The sequence below is a fragment of the Olivibacter jilunii genome, assembly GCF_900607235.1.
GTDB classification, from domain to species: domain Bacteria; phylum Bacteroidota; class Bacteroidia; order Sphingobacteriales; family Sphingobacteriaceae; genus Olivibacter; species Olivibacter oleidegradans.
Genome location: NZ_LR027855.1, coordinates 213,530 through 230,786, shown reverse-complemented (window position 1 = coordinate 230,786; position 17,257 = coordinate 213,530). Strand labels below are relative to the sequence as shown.

Below are 17,257 nucleotides of genomic sequence, written 5' to 3'. Positions count from 1 at the left end.
ATATTAATTTTCAACTTCAAGTTTTTATACACTTAATGATAGACATGCCAAACAACAAGGCCGCTGAATTTTTGCCTATTGTGAATTTTTTTGCGATTAAAGGTAAAGCCGTTGATATAGAACCTTTCGGTTCGGGCCATATTAACGATACTTATAGAATATGCACAGACTTGGAAGAGGGACCTAATTATATGCTACAGCGTATTAATAATCATGTTTTTAAAAACGTTGAACACCTGATGCAGAACATAGCGTTGGTATGTAATCATATCAAACATAAATTGATCGGACAAAACGAGAAAGATGCCGAGGGAAAAGTACTTACCCCTGTTCCTACAAAAAATGGCGATCTTTTTTTTAAAGATGAAAGGAATAACTACTGGCGTATATTTATTCTTATAGAAAACACGAAATCGTATGATATTGTAGAAACGATACAGCAAGCGAGAGAAGGCGGACGTGCATTTGGGAACTTTCAAGCAATGTTGTCTGATTTGAATCCGCTTGATGTTCATGAGGTTATACCGAATTTTCTAAATATAGCCAGCAGGTTAAGAGATTTTAGAGACGCTATTAACAAGAATATGGCTAGTAGGGTAGATGAAGTTCGATCAGAAATCGATTTTATACAGGAGCGGGAAAATAAGATGAATACCATTTTAAATATGGCAGCAAAATCCCAAATTCCGCTTAGAATTACCCATAATGATACTAAATTTAACAATGTGCTTTTGAATAAAGAGGACAAAGCACAATGCGTAATCGATTTGGACACCGTTATGCCCGGTTATGTAGCGTATGACTTTGGTGACGCGATCCGAACGATTATTAATTCAGCCGCGGAAGATGAGGCTGATCTTGATAGGATAAAACTGAACATTCCTTTGTTTGAAGCTTATACGAAGGGATACCTGGAAACAGCGCACCACTTTTTATATCCAATGGAAATTAAGTCTTTGGTGGATGGTGTGTTATTGCTTCCTTATATGCAGATGATCCGGTTTTTAACGGATTACCTTAACGGAGATACCTATTATAAAATAAGCCATCCTACACATAATTTGCAACGGACAAAGGCTCAGATGAGATTGGTAATTGAGATCGAAAAGCATGAAGAATTGTTGCGAGATCTTGTGAAAAGAGAGGCAAACGTTTACCTTAGCTAAATTAAAAACTGCCATGAGTCTAGAAGTTCCCTATATACCTTCATTGGATAGCACCGCTACAGGAAACGCCATTCGTTCCGTATTTTCAATGATAGAAGCACATGCCATTGCATCCCTAAACTGGAAAGAATATTACTATGTACCAAAGGTAAGCTTCAAAATCGCCTATACGGATGAAAGCATTTTATTATATTATGAAGTGTTCGAAAAACATATCCGTGCAGCCTACCTCCATAATAACGAACCGGTATATCGGGATAGCTGTGTCGAATTCTTTATTTCTTTTGATGGCAGTAATTATTATAATTTCGAATTCAATTGTATTGGCACGATGTTGTCGGCATACGGTAGTCAAATCATGGAAAAAAGACAACTGGCTTCTCAAGATCGCATTGGTAGTATTTATCGAGACACCAATATCCATGCAACACCTAATGGCGTGCAATGGGATCTAGTGGCGAATATTCCTTTTAGTGTTTTTAAGGAAGATAGCATTAACTCATTAAAGGCACGCGAATGCCTAGCGAATTTCTATAAATGTGGAGATGATCTGCCTATTCCGCATTTCTTGTCTTGGGCGCCCATTGATCATCCTAAGCCAAACTTTCATCTACCGGCCTTTTTTGGCAAGCTTCATTTCGCATCCTAATCGATTAGAACATTAATCCGGCCCGTTTTCCATTTCGAAAACGCGGTCAATCTTAAGATTTTGTTTGTCTTTTCCTGCCTGCACCGCCAATTGATCACAGCGTTCGTTTTCGGGATGGCCGGCATGTCCTTTTACCCATACGAATTTGATTTGATGAAGTTTGTACACCTGTAGAAACCGTAACCACAAATCCATATTTTTTTTCCCCGCAAAGCCTTTTTTCAACCAGCCAAACACCCATTTTTTTTCAACAGCATCAATAACGTATTTTGAATCTGAATAAATGGTGACATGATGCCCCGGCTTCTTTAGTGCTTCTAGTCCAACAATAACCGCCAGCAATTCCATTCGGTTGTTCGTGGTCTTTCTAAATCCTTCAGATAATTCTTTATAGTATTGTCCGGCCCTGAGAATTACCCCATAACCTCCCGGTCCCGGATTTCCACTGGAAGCCCCATCCGTAAATATTTCAATCATTGAGGCAAAGATAAGGATAGAATCGGGGATATCATTCAGCTAAGTTCTTAAAAATAGTCGTTAATACTTGATTGCACAGGGCAAGTTGGTCAGGCGTAATATTCACCAGTGCCTCGTCCATGGTTTTTTCCGCTTGTTGCTTCGTTTTATTTTGAAGTATTTGTCCTTTGTGAGTAAGAAAAATACGGTTAACCCTCTTGTCAAATTTATCAGGAATACGAACTACTAGGTTGAGCTTCTCTAAATTGTCAATCAGTCGTGTTATACTTGGTTTATCCCGGAAAGATTGAGAAGCTAGTTCTTGTTGCGTTAAGCCATCAGCACGCCAAAGTACATCTAAAATGGCCCATTGCTCTATGGTAATTTGGAGACCGGCCTTTTTAAAGTTCTTTAGCAGGCGACGTGCTAAAGCAGTATAAGTAACGCCGGTTAGTAATTTTACGAGTTCGTCTTCGTTTAACGCTGTCTTATACATGTGCGTCTTTGTTTATCGCAATAAGCTTATCAAGATACGCAATTTACCGCTGTTTTGTTTGGCCGTCGGAAGAAATGGCGTTCAAACAAAAAAACAAAGAATTAATCCCTGAACTGCTCCTCTAGTTTTTTAAGCTTGTTGATCAGCTCTTCCAGCCGCTCACTTTCCTTTTTTATGTAAACTTTCATTAGCACAAAATAACATATCAAAAACCAGATAATGGTACCAATAACAAATAAGACGAGGGCAAAGGTTGATACGTAAAAAGACATTTCGATTAAGTATAGAGCCAATGCAATGGATAAACTAATGGTATAAATCGTGTAATTTCGGGTGTTCAATCGGTAACGGTGCTGTTTATACGCTTGCAAATAAGCGATATAGGCTTCCGGCTTGTTCAGTAAACTCTCGCTGCTGCTGATAGATCGATAATCCTTTATTTGGATTAACATATAGTATACTAAACAGGTAATGACAATGAACATTGATAGTAAAGTCGTCCACGTGTGGAACCGGAAAGAAATAAAAATATAGATTGTTATCAGAACGATGACCGCAATGCTAATAACATGGCTTAAAAGTTTAGCAGTATACTTGTTTTTCGTCTGTTTAACTGTATTTAGGATAGCATCGTAGCTAACACCATCATGTTCCTGCTGCACGTGCCAAAGCTGTTTTAATTCATTAAAATCTTTCATGGCGATTATATATTTCTGTTAGCTTGCTCTTAATCCGATGTATTTTTACCCGCAGATTTCCCTCCGAGATACCTGATATTTCGGCGATTTCCTGATAAGGCATTTCATCTAAAACCATTGTGATAATAATTCTCTCATTTTCTTCTAGTTGTGATATACACTTGTATAGTTGATTTACCTGCTCTTGCTTATCGGAAACATCATCGGCTTTGGTTTCGATAATCCGTTCGTTAATTTCGTCGGTGGCTTTTCGCTTTTCAACACGCAGATAGGATAAGCAGGTGTTTACGGCAATTCGATAAATCCAGGTTGATATTTGAGATTGGTTTCTAAATCTATCAAGATTTTGCCAAACCTTGATAAAGGTTTCTTGCATAAGATCATTTGCAGCCTCGCTATCTCCGGTATAACCATAACAGAGGTGATACACCTTTCTGTTATTTTTGTCAAAAATATCCTTAAATAGGGCCTCTTTTCGCGTCATTTTCTTAGCAACTAAGGTTTAGACTAATGGAATTAGTCCGTGTTACAATTTTTTGTCTTTTTTACCTTGGATTTTTTAGGCAATCATTTTTTATCGTTGGTAAAATTACATCTATTTATTGGAAGCTTAAGCTAAATGGTTATTTTTGTGGAATTGCGAACTGCTTAATGTATTATATGAAGTCAAAATCAGCCGTATTTTTTACCCTAATCACTGTAAGTATTGCCGCTTTATTATATGCTGTCGATTTTATTTTTAACGTAATTCCCCCTCAGGTATTGTTTTTTTTTAGATGGCTTGCTATAATCGGTTTAATACTATACGGATTTAGGAAGAGAACGCTAACGACATGGATTTTGATTTCATTGGTCATTGGCGCAAGTATCGGACATGATTGGCCGCAGGTAGGGATGGCTTTACAAGTGGCAAGTAAAGCATTTCTTAAGTTAATTAAAACCATTGTGTCGCCTTTGATCTTCGCAACTTTGGTTTATGGTATCGCAGGACACTCTGACATAAAGCAAGTTGGTCGGATGGGTTGGAAGTCCTTGTTGTATTTTGAGTTGGTTACCACCATCGCTTTGTTTATCGGCTTGGCTGCTATTAATATCAGTAAAGCGGGTATGGGAATTATTCCTCCCGCAAATCAGCATGAGGAGTTGCCGGATGTCAAGCCACAAACCGTAAACGATATTATTCTTCATATTTTTCCCGAAAATATTGCAAAATCAGTAGCGGAAGGTGAAGTATTGCAAGTGGTAATTTTCAGTGTGATTTTTGGTTTAGCCTTAATTATGGTACCCGAAAAAAAGAGGATGCCTATGGTAAATTTTACCGAAAGTTTATCAGAAGTCATGTTCAAATTCACCAATATTGTCATGTATTTTGCTCCCATCGGCGTGGGGGCGGCTATGGCCTATACGGTGGGGCACATGGGGCTTGGCGTTCTGGTCAACCTTTTTCAATTACTAGCCACGCTCTATGTTTCGCTTATCGCATTCATTTTGTTGGTATTATTGCCTATTGGTTTAATAATCGGTTTACCAATTAAACGTTTTATCAAAGCCGTTGGCGAACCGGTATCTATTGCCTTTGCTACTACCAGTTCAGAGGCGGCCTTGCCAAGGGCCATGGAAGCTATGGAAAGCATCGGTGTACCGCGTAAGATAGTGGCCTTTGTAATGCCTACGGGGTATAGTTTTAATCTAGATGGTACTACGTTATACCTTTCCTTGGCTAGCGTCTTCGTCGCCCAGGCTGCCGGGATTCATTTATCCTTTGGAGAACAATTGCTGATGGTTTTTACTTTGATGATCACCAGCAAAGGTGTTGCGGGTATTCCTCGCGCGTCTTTAGTGATTTTGATGGGAACGGCCGCCTCTTTTGGTTTACCTGTTTGGCCCATTTTTATTATTCTGGGCATCGATGAATTAATGGATATGGCCCGAACTTCAGTTAACGTGCTCGGAAATTGTTTAGCAGCTGTGGTAGTAGCTAAATGGGAAAACGAATTTAATCCGAATGCCGTAAATGAAGATATCATGGATACCAAAATCTCACCACACGACGAAATAAAGCCCTAGTCAATTTTATACATCAGGAACAAAACAATACTTTTAAAAACTATATACCATGAGTGAACGCTCTAAAAAAATCTTCCTTTATATCTGTATTATTGTGCCTTTTTTAGGTTATTGTATTTTCTATTATAGTAATATGATAAAAAACGCCCCGTTCCGATTTTCCGATTTTGAGTCTGTTGAATTCAATTATGGGACACCCGATCATATGCTAAACAAGTACAACTCCAAAACCCAAGAATATCAATATATGAATCGGAGGGATTCTTTAGTTAAGAGTACGCTGAAACTACGAAAAGATGATTTACTTTATTTACATCGAAAGGCAACGGAATATGGCTTTTGGAACTTTCCGGACGACATGACCAATAAAGCTGCAGGTGTGGATACCACCAAAAATGTGGTGCGATTTTTTCTGAAATTCAATTACAAAGAGAAAAGTAAGCAAATGCTTTTTGATTCTAATTTTGATGGGGACCCTAAACTTACTGAGGCCGCCAAAACTATGGTAAGCGAAGTGCGGCGTATCCTAACGGATGCAGAAGACAGAAATTAAATGTTGCTCAGTGTTTCTGTAGCTTGCATGAGAATCGAGGCTGCCAGCTTGGCTGTGCGATCATCTATATCGTATAGCGGATTTGTCTCTGCTATACCTATGCTTAATACTTTTTTGCTATTTACTATCTGTTGTACACAGGATGAAAAGACGAAGTCGGGGTATATCCCATTATAGGAAGTCGCACTCACCCCTGGAGCAAATGCAGAAGCAAACACATCCATGTCTATACTTAAATACAGGAAGTCGTTTTCCGCTATAAACGTGTTCAGCATTTCTTGTAGAAAACCATAATTCATATAATGAAAATCGGAAGCTTCTATATACCGGACTCCCAACCGCTCCGCTATATTGAATAGATGCACCGTATTACTCGTCTTCTGAATGCCTAATGCCAAGTAGTGGAATGGTTGGTTTTCGATCCGGTTGGTTTGTGCGATCTCCCAAAATCCGGTACCGGAGCTTACACCATTTTCGTCCGGTTCTCGGAGATCAAAATGTGCGTCGAAATTGATAATTCCAATAGATTTGGAAGGGTTGTTCACGAATTTTTGGATACCACGATAGTGTGGTTGAGCCAGCTCATGCCCCCCACCTAGAAGAATCGGAAAATTTCCGGATGCGAGAAGGGAGGTGACAGCGTGTGCTAAAAGATCTTGCGTAGTCTCCAGTGCCCCATTCGGGCATTTTATGTCACCAAAATCATATAAAGTGCGCATCGATGGTTGCAAAGGCAGGTTGCTAAGCGCCCTTCTTATATGCTCCGGGCCTTTAGCGGCACCTTGTCGGCCTCGGTTCCTCCTTACCCCTTCGTCGCAAGCAAAACCTAACAGGGCGATACCATTTGGTGTCAAGGGTATTTCCTGCTTTAGCGATTGAAGTCTCACACATTGGTGCCATCTTAAATGATTAGGACCGAGACCATCTACGCGTCCATGCCACCAGTTGTGTTGCGGTTCGTCATACATTGTGTTATTGTAATATAAGTTTTCCATTTTTCCAAACTTTTGACGATTTCATACTTCCTTGATAATACAATATCTCCCGATAATCTGAGGTAGAATAAGCTTGCATATCGGCAAGCTGTTGATCAGCAATCCTGCCCCGGTTTAGTAAGTTCAGCGCATAAGCAGCGCGATAGGTAAGCCCCGCTAGGGTTTCTGCCATGGTCAGCTTTTCAAAGGTTCCTAAAATGGAGGCCTGCGTCAGCAATTGTCCCATCGGAGCTGAACCGGGATTCCAGTCGCTTGCGATCGCTAAACCTGCCCCCTCATCCAAAAGTTTGCGGGCAGGGCTAAAAGGAATCCCAAGTCCTAACGAGGCTCCCGGTAAACAGACGGCAACAGTGTTCGACTGAGCAAGCAAACTTATTTCCTTTTCACCACTGTGCTCCAAGTGATCAGCTGATCGAGCCCCGAGCATAACGGCTATCGGTACCCCCCCGGGGGTGAATTGGTCCGCATGAATCGTAATCTCAAAACCTTTAGCTTTTACTTTCTTTAAGAACTCTTTTGCTTCCAAAGGGGAAAAGGCAGATTGCTCAATAAAAATATCGAAGCGCGCACTAAGTTTCTCTTGCTCAATGATTGGAAGGAGTTGCGTTACTATATTGTTGAGATATTCGTCCCGACTGCCATCAAAATCAAGGGGGAGGGTATGTGCTGCCAAACAGGTTGGTATTAAATCTACCGGAATAAGTTTATCTGCTTGCTTGATGGCCCTCAACATCTTCAGTTCGTTTTCATTATTCAGGCCGTATCCGCTTTTGACTTCCATGGTTGTTGTTCCACGGCTTAAAGCTTCCGTCGATCGCCGTACTATACCGTCAACCAGCACCTGCTCGGTAGATGATCGACAATGTTGGACGCTTTCCCATATACCACCTCCTGCCTGCGCTATCTCAAGGTAGCTTTTCCCTGCAACGCGCATGGCATAGTCGCGAGCCCTGTTGCCTGCATAGCAGATATGGGTGTGACAATCGACGAACCCCGGTATAAGCGTTAGCACTGAATCCGTTTCTTCTATCACTACATCGGGATAAGCGCGGCGAAGGTTGTTGAAGGTGTCAACAGCAACGATGTATTCGCCTTTAATTAGAACGCCTCCTTGTTCCAGAATTTGCAGTTGTTCATCCTTTAAGCTACCCTTAATTGGAAGACCTGCCATTGTTACGATTTGTGCGAAAGGACCTATGATTTTCATGAATATATTTTGTCTCACCAATTTTTCAAGTTAAACTTCCTATTGCACAATTCAGCTCGCTCATAGCCTGCGTCTACGTGCCTGAATATGCCCATTGCCGGATCGTTGAACAATACCCGTCTTAAACAAGCGTCAGCCCGATCCGTACCGTCCGCCAAAACAACCATACCGGCGTGCTGTGAGTAGCCCATTCCCACACCTCCTCCATGATGAAAGGAAACCCAGGTAGCCCCACCGGCGGTGTTGCTCATAAGGTTTAATAAAGGCCAATCAGACACGGCGTCCGATCCGTCGAGCATTGCCTCTGTCTCACGATTTGGCGACGCCACTGAACCACAGTCTAAATGGTCCCGGCCAATAACAATCGGCCCCTTTACTTTACCACTACGTACCAAGTCGTTAAACAGCAAGCCCGCTTTCTCGCGTTCACCCATTCCCAGCCAACAAATACGAGCAGGCAGACCTTGAAATTTTACTTTTTCACGGGCTTTCAACAACCAATTACGTAAACCTTTATTTGCAGGAAACGTTTTTATCAGGGCTTCGTCTGTGGTATAAATATCCTCCGGATCTCCCGATAGGGCAACCCACCTGAAAGGGCCTTTGCCTTCACAGAATAAAGGACGTATAAAAGCAGGTGTGAAGCCCGGGAGGTCGAACGCATTGGTGAGCCCGCCTTGTCTAGCAAATTCACGTAAATTATTTCCATAATCGAACGTGATTGCCCCCTTTGCCTTCAAGGCCAGCATAAGTCTTACATGTCTGACCATACTTTTAATTGACAACTCCTTGTAATGTGATGGGTTAGCCGTTCTTAATTTAAGTGCTTCTGAAAGTGAAAGGTTGTGAGGAATATAGCCATTGATGGGATCGTGGGCAGAGGTTTGATCGGTTAATATGTCCGGTATTATTCCGTGATCCAATAGTTGTTGGAGTAGATCTCCCGCGTCACTCACTAAGCCTACAGATAACGGTGTTTTGGATGATTGAGCCGCTCGGGTCCAATGAACCGCCTCCTCAAAAGAATCCGTCATTCGGTCTATATACCCGGTCTCGATCCTTTTCTTAATCCGAGAAGGATCTACATCAGCTCCTAGGAAAACAGCCCCCGCCATGGTGGCTGCTAAAGGTTGGGCTCCACCCATACCGCCAAGTCCTGCGCTTACTAATAATTTTCCCGATAGGTTGGCATTGAAATATTGCGCAGCACAGGAAACAAAGGTTTCGTAAGTGCCCTGTAGAATGCCCTGTGTACCTATATAAATCCAACTACCCGCCGTCATTTGACCATACATCATTAGTCCCCGGCTCCGAAGTTCATTGAAATGGTCCCAGGTCGCCCAAGCAGGAACTAAATTGCTATTAGCAATTAAAACTCTTGGTGCTTCGGGATGTGTACGTACGACCCCAACAGGTTTGCCTGATTGAATAAGCAGCGAGTGATGTTCATCCAGCTCTAATAGAAGGGTAATTATTTGGCGAAGTGATTCTTTATTTCTGGCAGCTTGTCCAATGCCTCCATATACCACGAGTTCTTCAGGGTTTTCGGCTACTTCCGCGTCTAGATTATTTAACAACATGCGTAAGGCCGCCTCGGCTTGCCAATTTTTGGCATGCAGCTGATTTCCAACAGGGGCCTTGTAAAAGGGATGTTGTGCATATTTTTCAAGAAAGCTGGAACTGTTCATAATCTTTATCATTTAGGTTTATTTGGTATTTTAATGCCACTTCGTTCGCTCGAGCAACAAACTTGCCACTGGCAATTAAGTTTTTTAAGTGTTGTATATCCGTTGAGAAGATCCGGTCTTCCTCCGCATAAGCAACCTGCGATCGCACGAAGCTATGACATGCTTCCAACACGGAGGTTGAGCGAATAGGATGCCTAAAATCCAAAGCTTGGGTAGCATATAACAGTTCGATGGCCAAGATGTATTCTAAATTCTCGATAACCTTATTTAGTTTTCTACCGCTAATGGATCCCATTGAAACATGGTCTTCCTGTCCTAAAGAAGTGGGAATACTGTCGGCACTGGCGGGAAAGCACAAGCCTTTATTTTCGGAAACCAGGGCTGCGGTTGTGTACTGTGGAATCATGAAGCCTGAGTTCAGCCCGGCATCCTTTATCAATAACTTCGGCAGTCCATAACGGCCTTCGATAATCAGGTAACTTCTCCTATCCGAGATGTTCCCCAATTCCGCTGCTGCTACAGTAGCATAATCTAAGGGAATTGCTAAAGGCTGTCCGTGAAAATTTCCACCACTTATTGTATCCAACGAACCTAAAATTACCGGATTGTCTGTAACTGAATTTAATTCGATTTCTGTTAATTGTTTTAAGTGAAGCCAAGCAGTACGCGATGCCCCATGCACCTGAGGGATACAACGGAGTGAATAAGGATCCTGTATTCGGTCACAATTGACATGTGATTGAATAATTTCCGACTCCGCTAATAAAGCCCATATTCTACTTGCGACAAAACGGTTGCCCGGAAAGGGCCTGAGCTCATGAAGACGCGGATCAAATGGTTTCGAAGAACCCATCAACCCTTCTAAAGACATAGCACCGATAAGATCAGCGGCATCTAAGGCATTGTGAAAACGCGCTAAGGCATGAACCGCATGGGCTGCAATAAATTGAGTGCCATTGATAAGTGCCAAACCTTCCTTTGGGCCCAACTGGAGGGGTTCGATGTTTTCTTGCCTTAATACATCGCCTGTATCGCTCATGCGTCCCTTGTAGTAAACGTTACCTAAACCAATAAGTGGTAAGAATAGATGAGAAAGTGGCGCCAGATCACCGGAAGCGCCAACAGAACCCTGAGCGGGTACGCAAGGGAGTATATCTTTTTCGATGAACCAATGTATCCGTTCGATGGTCGACAACCTGATACCGGAATAGCCTAAACAAAGCGCATGTAATTTAATGATAAGCATGATCTTTGAAATTTCGGTAGATACGAACTCGCCAACACCTACAGCGTGGCTCATCAATAGATTGTGTTGCAGTTTGGCCGTGTCTGAGGCTGATATTAACGTGTCGCACAAAGGACCGAAACCGGTGTTAATGCCATACACTACTTTATTCTTATCTACGATTTCGTCTACATAGGAGCAGCTTTGCGTAATATTGGATATAGCCTCGTTTGTAAGAATACCTTTCAGATTACCATTAGCCAGTGCTAACGCTTTTGCAACGGTTAGTCGATCAATTCCATACTTAAATACCATAAACATAAGATTTAATGTGCAAGTTGCATGTCAGCCAGTATGCATTCACCAAGCGGTTTCGCTTTCAACGCGTTTTCCAATTTGCTTAGGCGTTCAAGAAAGCCGGTAAGACTTTCCTCTTCGGCTTCAAATGCCGACATAATAGATTCGATGCTTTTCCAGACCGGTTTTATGTCGTCTAACATTTTCCGGCCGAGTTTGGTTAAAGTGACAACCTGTTTCCGCCCATCCTGTTTGTCACGTACGCTTTTTACCAACTTTTTCCGGCGAAGATTGTGGATCATCTGACTAACGGATGAATGCGAAATCTGTAGACGATTGGAGAGGTCAACCAACGAAATGTCTTCCGTTTTCGAAAGAATATAAAAGAAAGAAAACCAGCTTGTGTCAAAAGGAATTCCCAGCTGCTGATAAACGCTGTTTAATTCGCTGATATAATATTCACTCAATCTTCGTAAGCGGCTGCCAAATATGAGATAGCCAGGGGTTCGGTAAAAGTCCATAATTGATTTGTATAAGTACTTATACAATTATACAATATTGTATGATAAAAAGCAAGAGGAGAGGGGATAGGTAGTCGGGTTGTTGAATAGAGTTTTAGTGATGAATGTTGCCTGCCCGCCGATAGGCAGGAGTGATGAGCGATGAATAATTTTTTTTTGTGCGTGGAAAGTTGACAGGAAGCTTAAAGTGTTGAACATAGGATATAAGACATAGGACATAAGACATAGGTTTTGACACTTGCCTGCCTGCCGGTAGGCAGGTGTCTTGATACTTCATACTCGATACGGCTCGCAACCCACAACCAATAACCAACAACCAATAACCAACAACTAACAACTAGCAACTAACAACTAATAACTAATAACCAACAATCTCTTGCGAGTTTGAAATATAAAGCATATCTTTGCGCTTCAAAATTTAAAACAAATATTAATATCTAAACAATTAACAATGTACGCAATAGTAAATATAGCCGGACAGCAATTCAAGGTTGCAAAAGACCAGCATCTTTTTGTAAACCGTTTACAAGGGGATGAAGGCGCTAGTATTGAATTTGACAATGTATTGTTAGCAGAAGACGGTGGCAAGTTTACAATTGGAACTCCAAGTGTAGCTGGTGCTAAAGTTTCGGCTAAGATTTTGTCGCATTTAAAAGGAGATAAAGTGATTGTCTTCAAAAAGAAACGCCGTAAAGGATACAAGAAGAAAAACGGACACCGTCAGCAATTTACGAAAATCCAGATAACAGATATTACTCTTTAATTGATTTTTAAATAGACGGCTTGGCCGTCATAAATAAAGATAAGATATGGCTCATAAAAAAGGTGCGGGTAGTTCGAAGAACGGTCGCGAATCACATAGCAAAAGATTAGGTGTAAAGATTTTTGGCGGTCAAGCTGCGATCGCAGGAAATATTATTGTTCGTCAAAGAGGAACCAAACACCATCCGGATAAGAACGTAGGAATGGGTAAAGATCACACTTTATTTGCTTTAGTAGATGGTAAAGTTGTTTTTACCAAAAAAGCAAATAACAAATCTTACGTATCGGTAATTCCAGCTGAAGTTAAAGCAGAAGCTTAAGCCATTGCGCTTTTAGCTTTAAAATATACAAAGCCGCAGGTAAATATACTTGCGGCTTTTTTTTGATCTGTCTGTTAAAGTGAAGCCTTCAAAAGGAGTCTTCCACTTTTGTAAAACTTTTGTTATTAACCGAAAAGACCGCAGGCCTAACCGCTTTTATACCTGCAAAATCTTAACTTATCCGTATTAAATGTACTTAAAACGATTTTATTAGTTGCTGAGCGACAGGTGTTTGTATCTTTTGTTTTTGGATTTTTCAGCTTGGTTTGTGTGTTTTTTCAATGAAATGTAATATATGTTGATAAAATTATCGAAAAAAGTATAAAATGTTGCAAATATTGAATAATTTTTCTTTAATTTGTAAACATTTATAATTGTTAATTTTAGCTATTAAAAAATAAATTTATGTGTGGAATTATTGGTGCATTTGACCTAAAAGTAAAGTCTCAGGACTTGCGTGCCCAAGTGTTGGAGATGTCGAAGAAGATTCGCCATCGGGGGCCTGATTGGTCAGGCATATTCAGCTCAGACAAAGCGATATTAGCCCATGAGCGATTAGCCATCGTAGATCCAAAATCAGGAACGCAGCCTTTGTATAGTGAAGACGGAACAGTTGTTCTTGCAGTTAATGGTGAAATCTATAATCACCGTTTACTTCGCGATCAGCTTCCAAATTACAATTTTTCCACAAATTCTGACTGTGAAGTTATCTTAGCGCTTTATAAAGAAAAGGGTGTTGATTTCTTAGAAGATCTAAATGGTATTTTTGCCTTTGCTTTGTATGATACAGAGAAAGACGTCTATTTGATAGCACGAGATCATATCGGTATCATCCCGTTTTATATGGGTTGGGATAAAAGCGGCAATTTCTACGTGTCTTCCGAGCTGAAGGCCTTAGAAGGTATTTGTAACCGCATACAGGAGTTTAAACCTGGTCATTATATTTACAGTGCGCAGGGACAAGAATTACAACGTTGGTATAGAAGGGATTGGGAAAGTTATGAAAGCGTTGCAAATAATGAATCGGATATCGCCGCGTTGCGAAAAGGATTGGAAGATGCCGTTCATCGGCAGATGATGTCCGACGTACCTTATGGCGTCTTATTGTCTGGCGGTTTAGATTCATCCATTATAGCGGCTATCACTAAAAAATTTGCGTCCAAGCGAATTGAGTCGGACGACAAGGAGAATGCCTGGTATCCTTCGTTGCATTCCTTTGCGGTGGGATTAAAAGGTTCTCCGGATCTAGCGGCTGCACAAAAAGCGGCTGAGCATATCGGTACAATTCATCACGAAATTCATTTTACTATACAAGAAGGCTTGGATGCCATAAGAGATGTTATCTATCATCTGGAAACTTATGATGTAACCACGATCAGGGCGTCTACTCCCATGTACTTATTGGCACGGGTGATCAAGTCAATGGGCATTAAAATGGTGTTAAGTGGAGAGGGATCTGACGAGCTTTTTGGAGGTTATTTGTATTTTCATAAAGCACCGAATGCAAAAGAATTTCACGAGGAAACAGTCCGTAAGTTAGGTAAACTTCATTTATACGATTGCCTTCGCGCCAATAAATCACTAGCGGCATGGGGAATTGAAGGACGTGTACCTTTCCTTGACAAAGAGTTTATGGACATTGCTATGCGCCTAAATCCAGCGGATAAAATGGCAGGAAATGGCAAGATGGAGAAATGGATATTGCGAAAAGCTTTCGAGGATTATTTGCCGGAAAGTATTGCATGGCGCCAAAAAGAGCAATTCTCTGATGGGGTGGGATATAGCTGGATTGATACGTTGAAAGAACAAGCAATGAATGCGGTGTCTGACGAAGAATTAGCGAATGCTAAATATCGTTTTCCAATAAACCCACCGATGTCTAAAGAAGAATATTTTTATAGAAGTATTTTCAGTGAGCATTTTCCTTCCGATTCGGCGGCCGCATGCGTGCCATCGGTGAAGTCAGTAGCTTGTAGTACGCCGGAGGCGTTGGCTTGGGATGCCTCATTCCAAAACTTGAACGATCCATCGGGTAGGGCGGTGTCAAGCGTACATAACGAAAGTTATGACAAAGAAAAGGCGGCTGTTTAACAGCTTATCGTAAGATTCATTTAAAAAAAAGTAGTAATAGGTGCCTATTACTACTTTTTTTTAAAATGAAAAGCCAATACTAACAAAAAATGAGGTGAAAATTTTCGTATCGATTAATAACTTAGCTCGTCTGATACAGCTCATTAATACTTTCTGCGTATATTTTTTCAATGACCTTTCGCTTAGCTTTCAGTGTTGGTGTAAGCTCACCGGCATCAATACTAAAAGGCTTCCTCTTTACTTTAAATGACCGAATACGCTCAAATTTGGCCAGTTCATTGGATAGTCTTTTGATATCCTGTTCTATCCAATCGATAATAGCAATATCTTCAATGAATGGATCCTCTTGATTAAAAAAACTTTCGCGAAGATTAAAGGTCTCTTTCAATAACTCTTGATTGGGAACAATGAGTGCGGTTAAATATTCCCTGTTGTCACCAATAAGAAAGATTTGCTCGATTCGTTTACTTTTCAGGTACGTATTCTCTACCGGGGTGGGATATACATTTTTTCCGTAGGCATTAACAATCATATTCTTGAGCCTATCAGTGATTTTTAAATTTCCTTTATAGAATTTTCCAATATCACCTGTATGGAACCATCCGTCGCTATCGATAACATGTTTGGTTTCTTCCGGTTTATTCCAATAACCTTTCATAATGCAATGACCACGAATGATGATTTCGCCTTCTTCGGTCTCAAGATTCGGATCAAAGCTAGCGTGACTTTGTACGGTATGTATCTTTAGGCTTTCAATGTCCTGAATGGCGATTTCTATTCCGGGCAGCACCCGTCCAACCGTTCCGTAAACTTGCCTGTGGAATTCCGTGACGGCTACCACCGGCGAGGTTTCGGTAAGACCATATCCCTCTAGAATCTTAATTCCTATGTTTCCGAAGAACTCGCCCACATTCTGGGGCAATGCACCTCCGCCGGAAATCATGAATTTTAGCCTTCCGCCTGTTTTTTCTTTTATTTTGTTAAAGACAAGCCGCTCGGCCAAATTATATTGTGTGGTTAAAATCGGTCCGGGTTTTTTGCCTAACTCTTTTTTTTCTCGATATTGCTTGCCTGTACCCAATGCCCATTTAAAGATGGCTGCTTTAGCACCTCCGCTTTGGGTGCCATTTTTCATCGCTTTGTCATGTATTTTTTCCAAGAGCCTCGGTACGGCGCATATTACTGTCGGCTTTACTTCATACATGTTTTTGGCCAACAGATCAATGCTTTGGGCATACGCTATTTTTGCTCCAAGTGCTAGACACACGTGATAGGTAGCTGTACGTTCAAAGACATGAGATAAAGGAAGAAAAGAAAGAAATGTATCATGTTGGTCTACTTCCAAAATTTGATCCAAACAAGCCCTCACGTTATTAGTTAGGTTTGAGTGGGTGAGCATCACACCTTTAGGTGTGCCCGTGGTGCCGCTGGTATAAATCAAGGTGGAGATGTCCGACATTAAAATACCTTCTCTTGCACTCGCAATATCTTTTTCATAAGCTGTACGTAAAAGTGCTCCGTCGTGAAGGATCTTGGCGAAAGGCACTACGCCTGCTTGGAGCGTCAGGTTTTCGGTATACTTTTCGTAGCCATCGAATGTGGGTATAATACGAATTAATGCCTCACAGTTGTTCGCAATCTTAAGTATCTTTCTCAGTAGAAAGGGTGTATTTACGATAATCGTACGCGCGCCGGAGTCATTCAAAATATATTCTGTGTCCGATTCGGGAAGCGTGGGGTATATCGATACGTTGACAACACCAATTTGTTGTAATCCTTGATCAAAATAGACATAGTCAGGACCATTTTCAAGTAAGAGAGCCGCCCGATCGCCCTTTTTAAGACCGATAGAGAGTAAGTATGCTGATACCGCCTGAATATGATCAAGAGCTGCTCGATAAGAGATTTCTTTCCACTGATTGTCTTCATGATGAATTAGAAAAGTCTGTGTGTCGGGATGAATATGCTCCACTACATTTCTGAGCAAGCCCGGAACCGTCATATCTTTAGTGATAGGATTCATTTATTCTTCGGAATAATTGTGTCTAAATGTAACTTATCTAAGT

Annotated in this window: 17 protein-coding genes; 7 read left to right on the top strand and 10 right to left on the bottom strand. The window is 41.2% G+C overall.

Going from position 1 to position 17,257, the window contains the following annotated elements:
• Nucleotides 1–44 precede the first annotated feature (44 nt).
• Together E0E36_RS22430 and E0E36_RS22425 are read left to right on the top strand one after the other, a co-directional pair.
• Complete coding sequence (locus tag E0E36_RS22430) at nucleotides 45–1,166, top strand: phosphotransferase enzyme family protein (protein ID WP_130857828.1); 1,122 nt, start codon at nucleotides 45–47, stop codon at nucleotides 1,164–1,166.
• Nucleotides 1,167–1,179: 13 nt separating this feature from the next.
• Nucleotides 1,180–1,815 (top strand): carbohydrate-binding family 9-like protein, encoded by a 636-nt coding sequence (locus E0E36_RS22425; protein WP_130857827.1) that lies wholly within the window; start codon nucleotides 1,180–1,182, stop codon nucleotides 1,813–1,815.
• A 12-nt stretch (nucleotides 1,816–1,827) separates the two neighbouring features.
• Here the strand turns inward: E0E36_RS22425 and rnhA are convergent, their stop codons facing one another.
• The 4 genes from rnhA to E0E36_RS22405 all read right to left on the bottom strand — a co-directional run bounded on the left by rnhA (nucleotide 1,828) and on the right by E0E36_RS22405 (nucleotide 3,949).
• Complete coding sequence (gene rnhA, locus E0E36_RS22420) at nucleotides 1,828–2,292, bottom strand: ribonuclease HI (RefSeq protein WP_130857826.1); 465 nt, start codon at nucleotides 2,290–2,292, stop codon at nucleotides 1,828–1,830.
• Nucleotides 2,293–2,323: 31 nt separating this feature from the next.
• Nucleotides 2,324–2,767, bottom strand: coding sequence for a MarR family winged helix-turn-helix transcriptional regulator (locus E0E36_RS22415; RefSeq protein ID WP_013666556.1), 444 nt, complete (start codon nucleotides 2,765–2,767; stop codon nucleotides 2,324–2,326).
• A gap of 101 nt (nucleotides 2,768–2,868) precedes the next feature.
• Nucleotides 2,869–3,465, bottom strand: a complete 597-nt coding sequence (locus tag E0E36_RS22410; protein ID WP_130857825.1) for a hypothetical protein — start codon at nucleotides 3,463–3,465, stop codon at nucleotides 2,869–2,871.
• Nucleotides 3,452–3,949, bottom strand: coding sequence for an RNA polymerase sigma factor (locus E0E36_RS22405; protein ID WP_013666558.1), 498 nt, complete (start codon nucleotides 3,947–3,949; stop codon nucleotides 3,452–3,454). Before E0E36_RS22405 ends, E0E36_RS22410 begins: the two co-directional genes overlap by 14 nt.
• Before the next feature lie 176 nt (nucleotides 3,950–4,125).
• On the opposite strand from E0E36_RS22405, the gene E0E36_RS22400 reads away from it, so the two are divergent.
• Nucleotides 4,126–5,532, top strand: a complete 1,407-nt coding sequence (locus tag E0E36_RS22400; protein WP_013666559.1) for a dicarboxylate/amino acid:cation symporter — start codon at nucleotides 4,126–4,128, stop codon at nucleotides 5,530–5,532.
• Nucleotides 5,533–5,581: 49 nt separating this feature from the next.
• Nucleotides 5,582–6,085: a hypothetical protein gene (locus E0E36_RS22395; protein WP_013666560.1), complete on the top strand. Its 504-nt coding sequence runs from the start codon at nucleotides 5,582–5,584 to the stop codon at nucleotides 6,083–6,085.
• Here E0E36_RS22395 and hutG read toward each other — a convergent pair.
• From hutG to E0E36_RS22370, 5 genes are read right to left on the bottom strand one after another with little or no spacing between them, the layout of a single operon-like run.
• On the bottom strand, nucleotides 6,082–7,080 hold the full coding sequence (gene hutG, locus E0E36_RS22390) for a formimidoylglutamase (RefSeq protein WP_130857824.1): 999 nt from the start codon (nucleotides 7,078–7,080) through the stop codon (nucleotides 6,082–6,084). The two genes, E0E36_RS22395 and hutG, sit on opposite strands and share 4 nt — an antisense overlap.
• On the bottom strand, nucleotides 7,058–8,287 hold the full coding sequence (hutI, locus tag E0E36_RS22385) for an imidazolonepropionase (protein ID WP_130857823.1): 1,230 nt from the start codon (nucleotides 8,285–8,287) through the stop codon (nucleotides 7,058–7,060). Before hutI ends, hutG begins: the two co-directional genes overlap by 23 nt.
• A gap of 14 nt (nucleotides 8,288–8,301) precedes the next feature.
• Nucleotides 8,302–9,975, bottom strand: coding sequence for a urocanate hydratase (gene hutU, locus E0E36_RS22380; RefSeq protein WP_165447048.1), 1,674 nt, complete (start codon nucleotides 9,973–9,975; stop codon nucleotides 8,302–8,304).
• The gene (gene hutH / locus E0E36_RS22375; RefSeq protein ID WP_013666564.1) at nucleotides 9,953–11,515 is read right to left on the bottom strand and encodes a histidine ammonia-lyase; all 1,563 of its coding nucleotides are present in this window, start codon (nucleotides 11,513–11,515) and stop codon (nucleotides 9,953–9,955) included. Before hutH ends, hutU begins: the two co-directional genes overlap by 23 nt.
• Nucleotides 11,516–11,526: 11 nt before the next feature.
• Entirely contained in the window at nucleotides 11,527–12,018 is a 492-nt protein-coding gene (locus E0E36_RS22370) for a MarR family winged helix-turn-helix transcriptional regulator (RefSeq protein ID WP_130857821.1), read from the bottom strand.
• 451 nt (nucleotides 12,019–12,469) lie between these two features.
• On the opposite strand from E0E36_RS22370, the gene rplU reads away from it, so the two are divergent.
• The 3 genes from rplU (at nucleotide 12,470) to asnB (ending at nucleotide 15,191) form a co-directional block, all read left to right on the top strand.
• A complete protein-coding gene (gene rplU / locus E0E36_RS22365) occupies nucleotides 12,470–12,781 on the top strand; it encodes a 50S ribosomal protein L21 (protein WP_013666566.1) in 312 nt (103 codons plus the stop codon).
• 46 nt (nucleotides 12,782–12,827) lie between these two features.
• Nucleotides 12,828–13,100 (top strand): 50S ribosomal protein L27, encoded by a 273-nt coding sequence (gene rpmA / locus E0E36_RS22360; protein ID WP_013666567.1) that lies wholly within the window; start codon nucleotides 12,828–12,830, stop codon nucleotides 13,098–13,100.
• A gap of 405 nt (nucleotides 13,101–13,505) precedes the next feature.
• Complete coding sequence (asnB, locus tag E0E36_RS22355) at nucleotides 13,506–15,191, top strand: asparagine synthase B (protein ID WP_013666568.1); 1,686 nt, start codon at nucleotides 13,506–13,508, stop codon at nucleotides 15,189–15,191.
• Between the two features lie 121 nt (nucleotides 15,192–15,312).
• Here the strand turns inward: asnB and E0E36_RS22350 are convergent, their stop codons facing one another.
• Complete coding sequence (locus E0E36_RS22350; protein ID WP_130857820.1) at nucleotides 15,313–17,214, bottom strand: AMP-dependent synthetase/ligase; 1,902 nt, start codon at nucleotides 17,212–17,214, stop codon at nucleotides 15,313–15,315.
• Nucleotides 17,215–17,257: the final 43 nt, after the last annotated feature.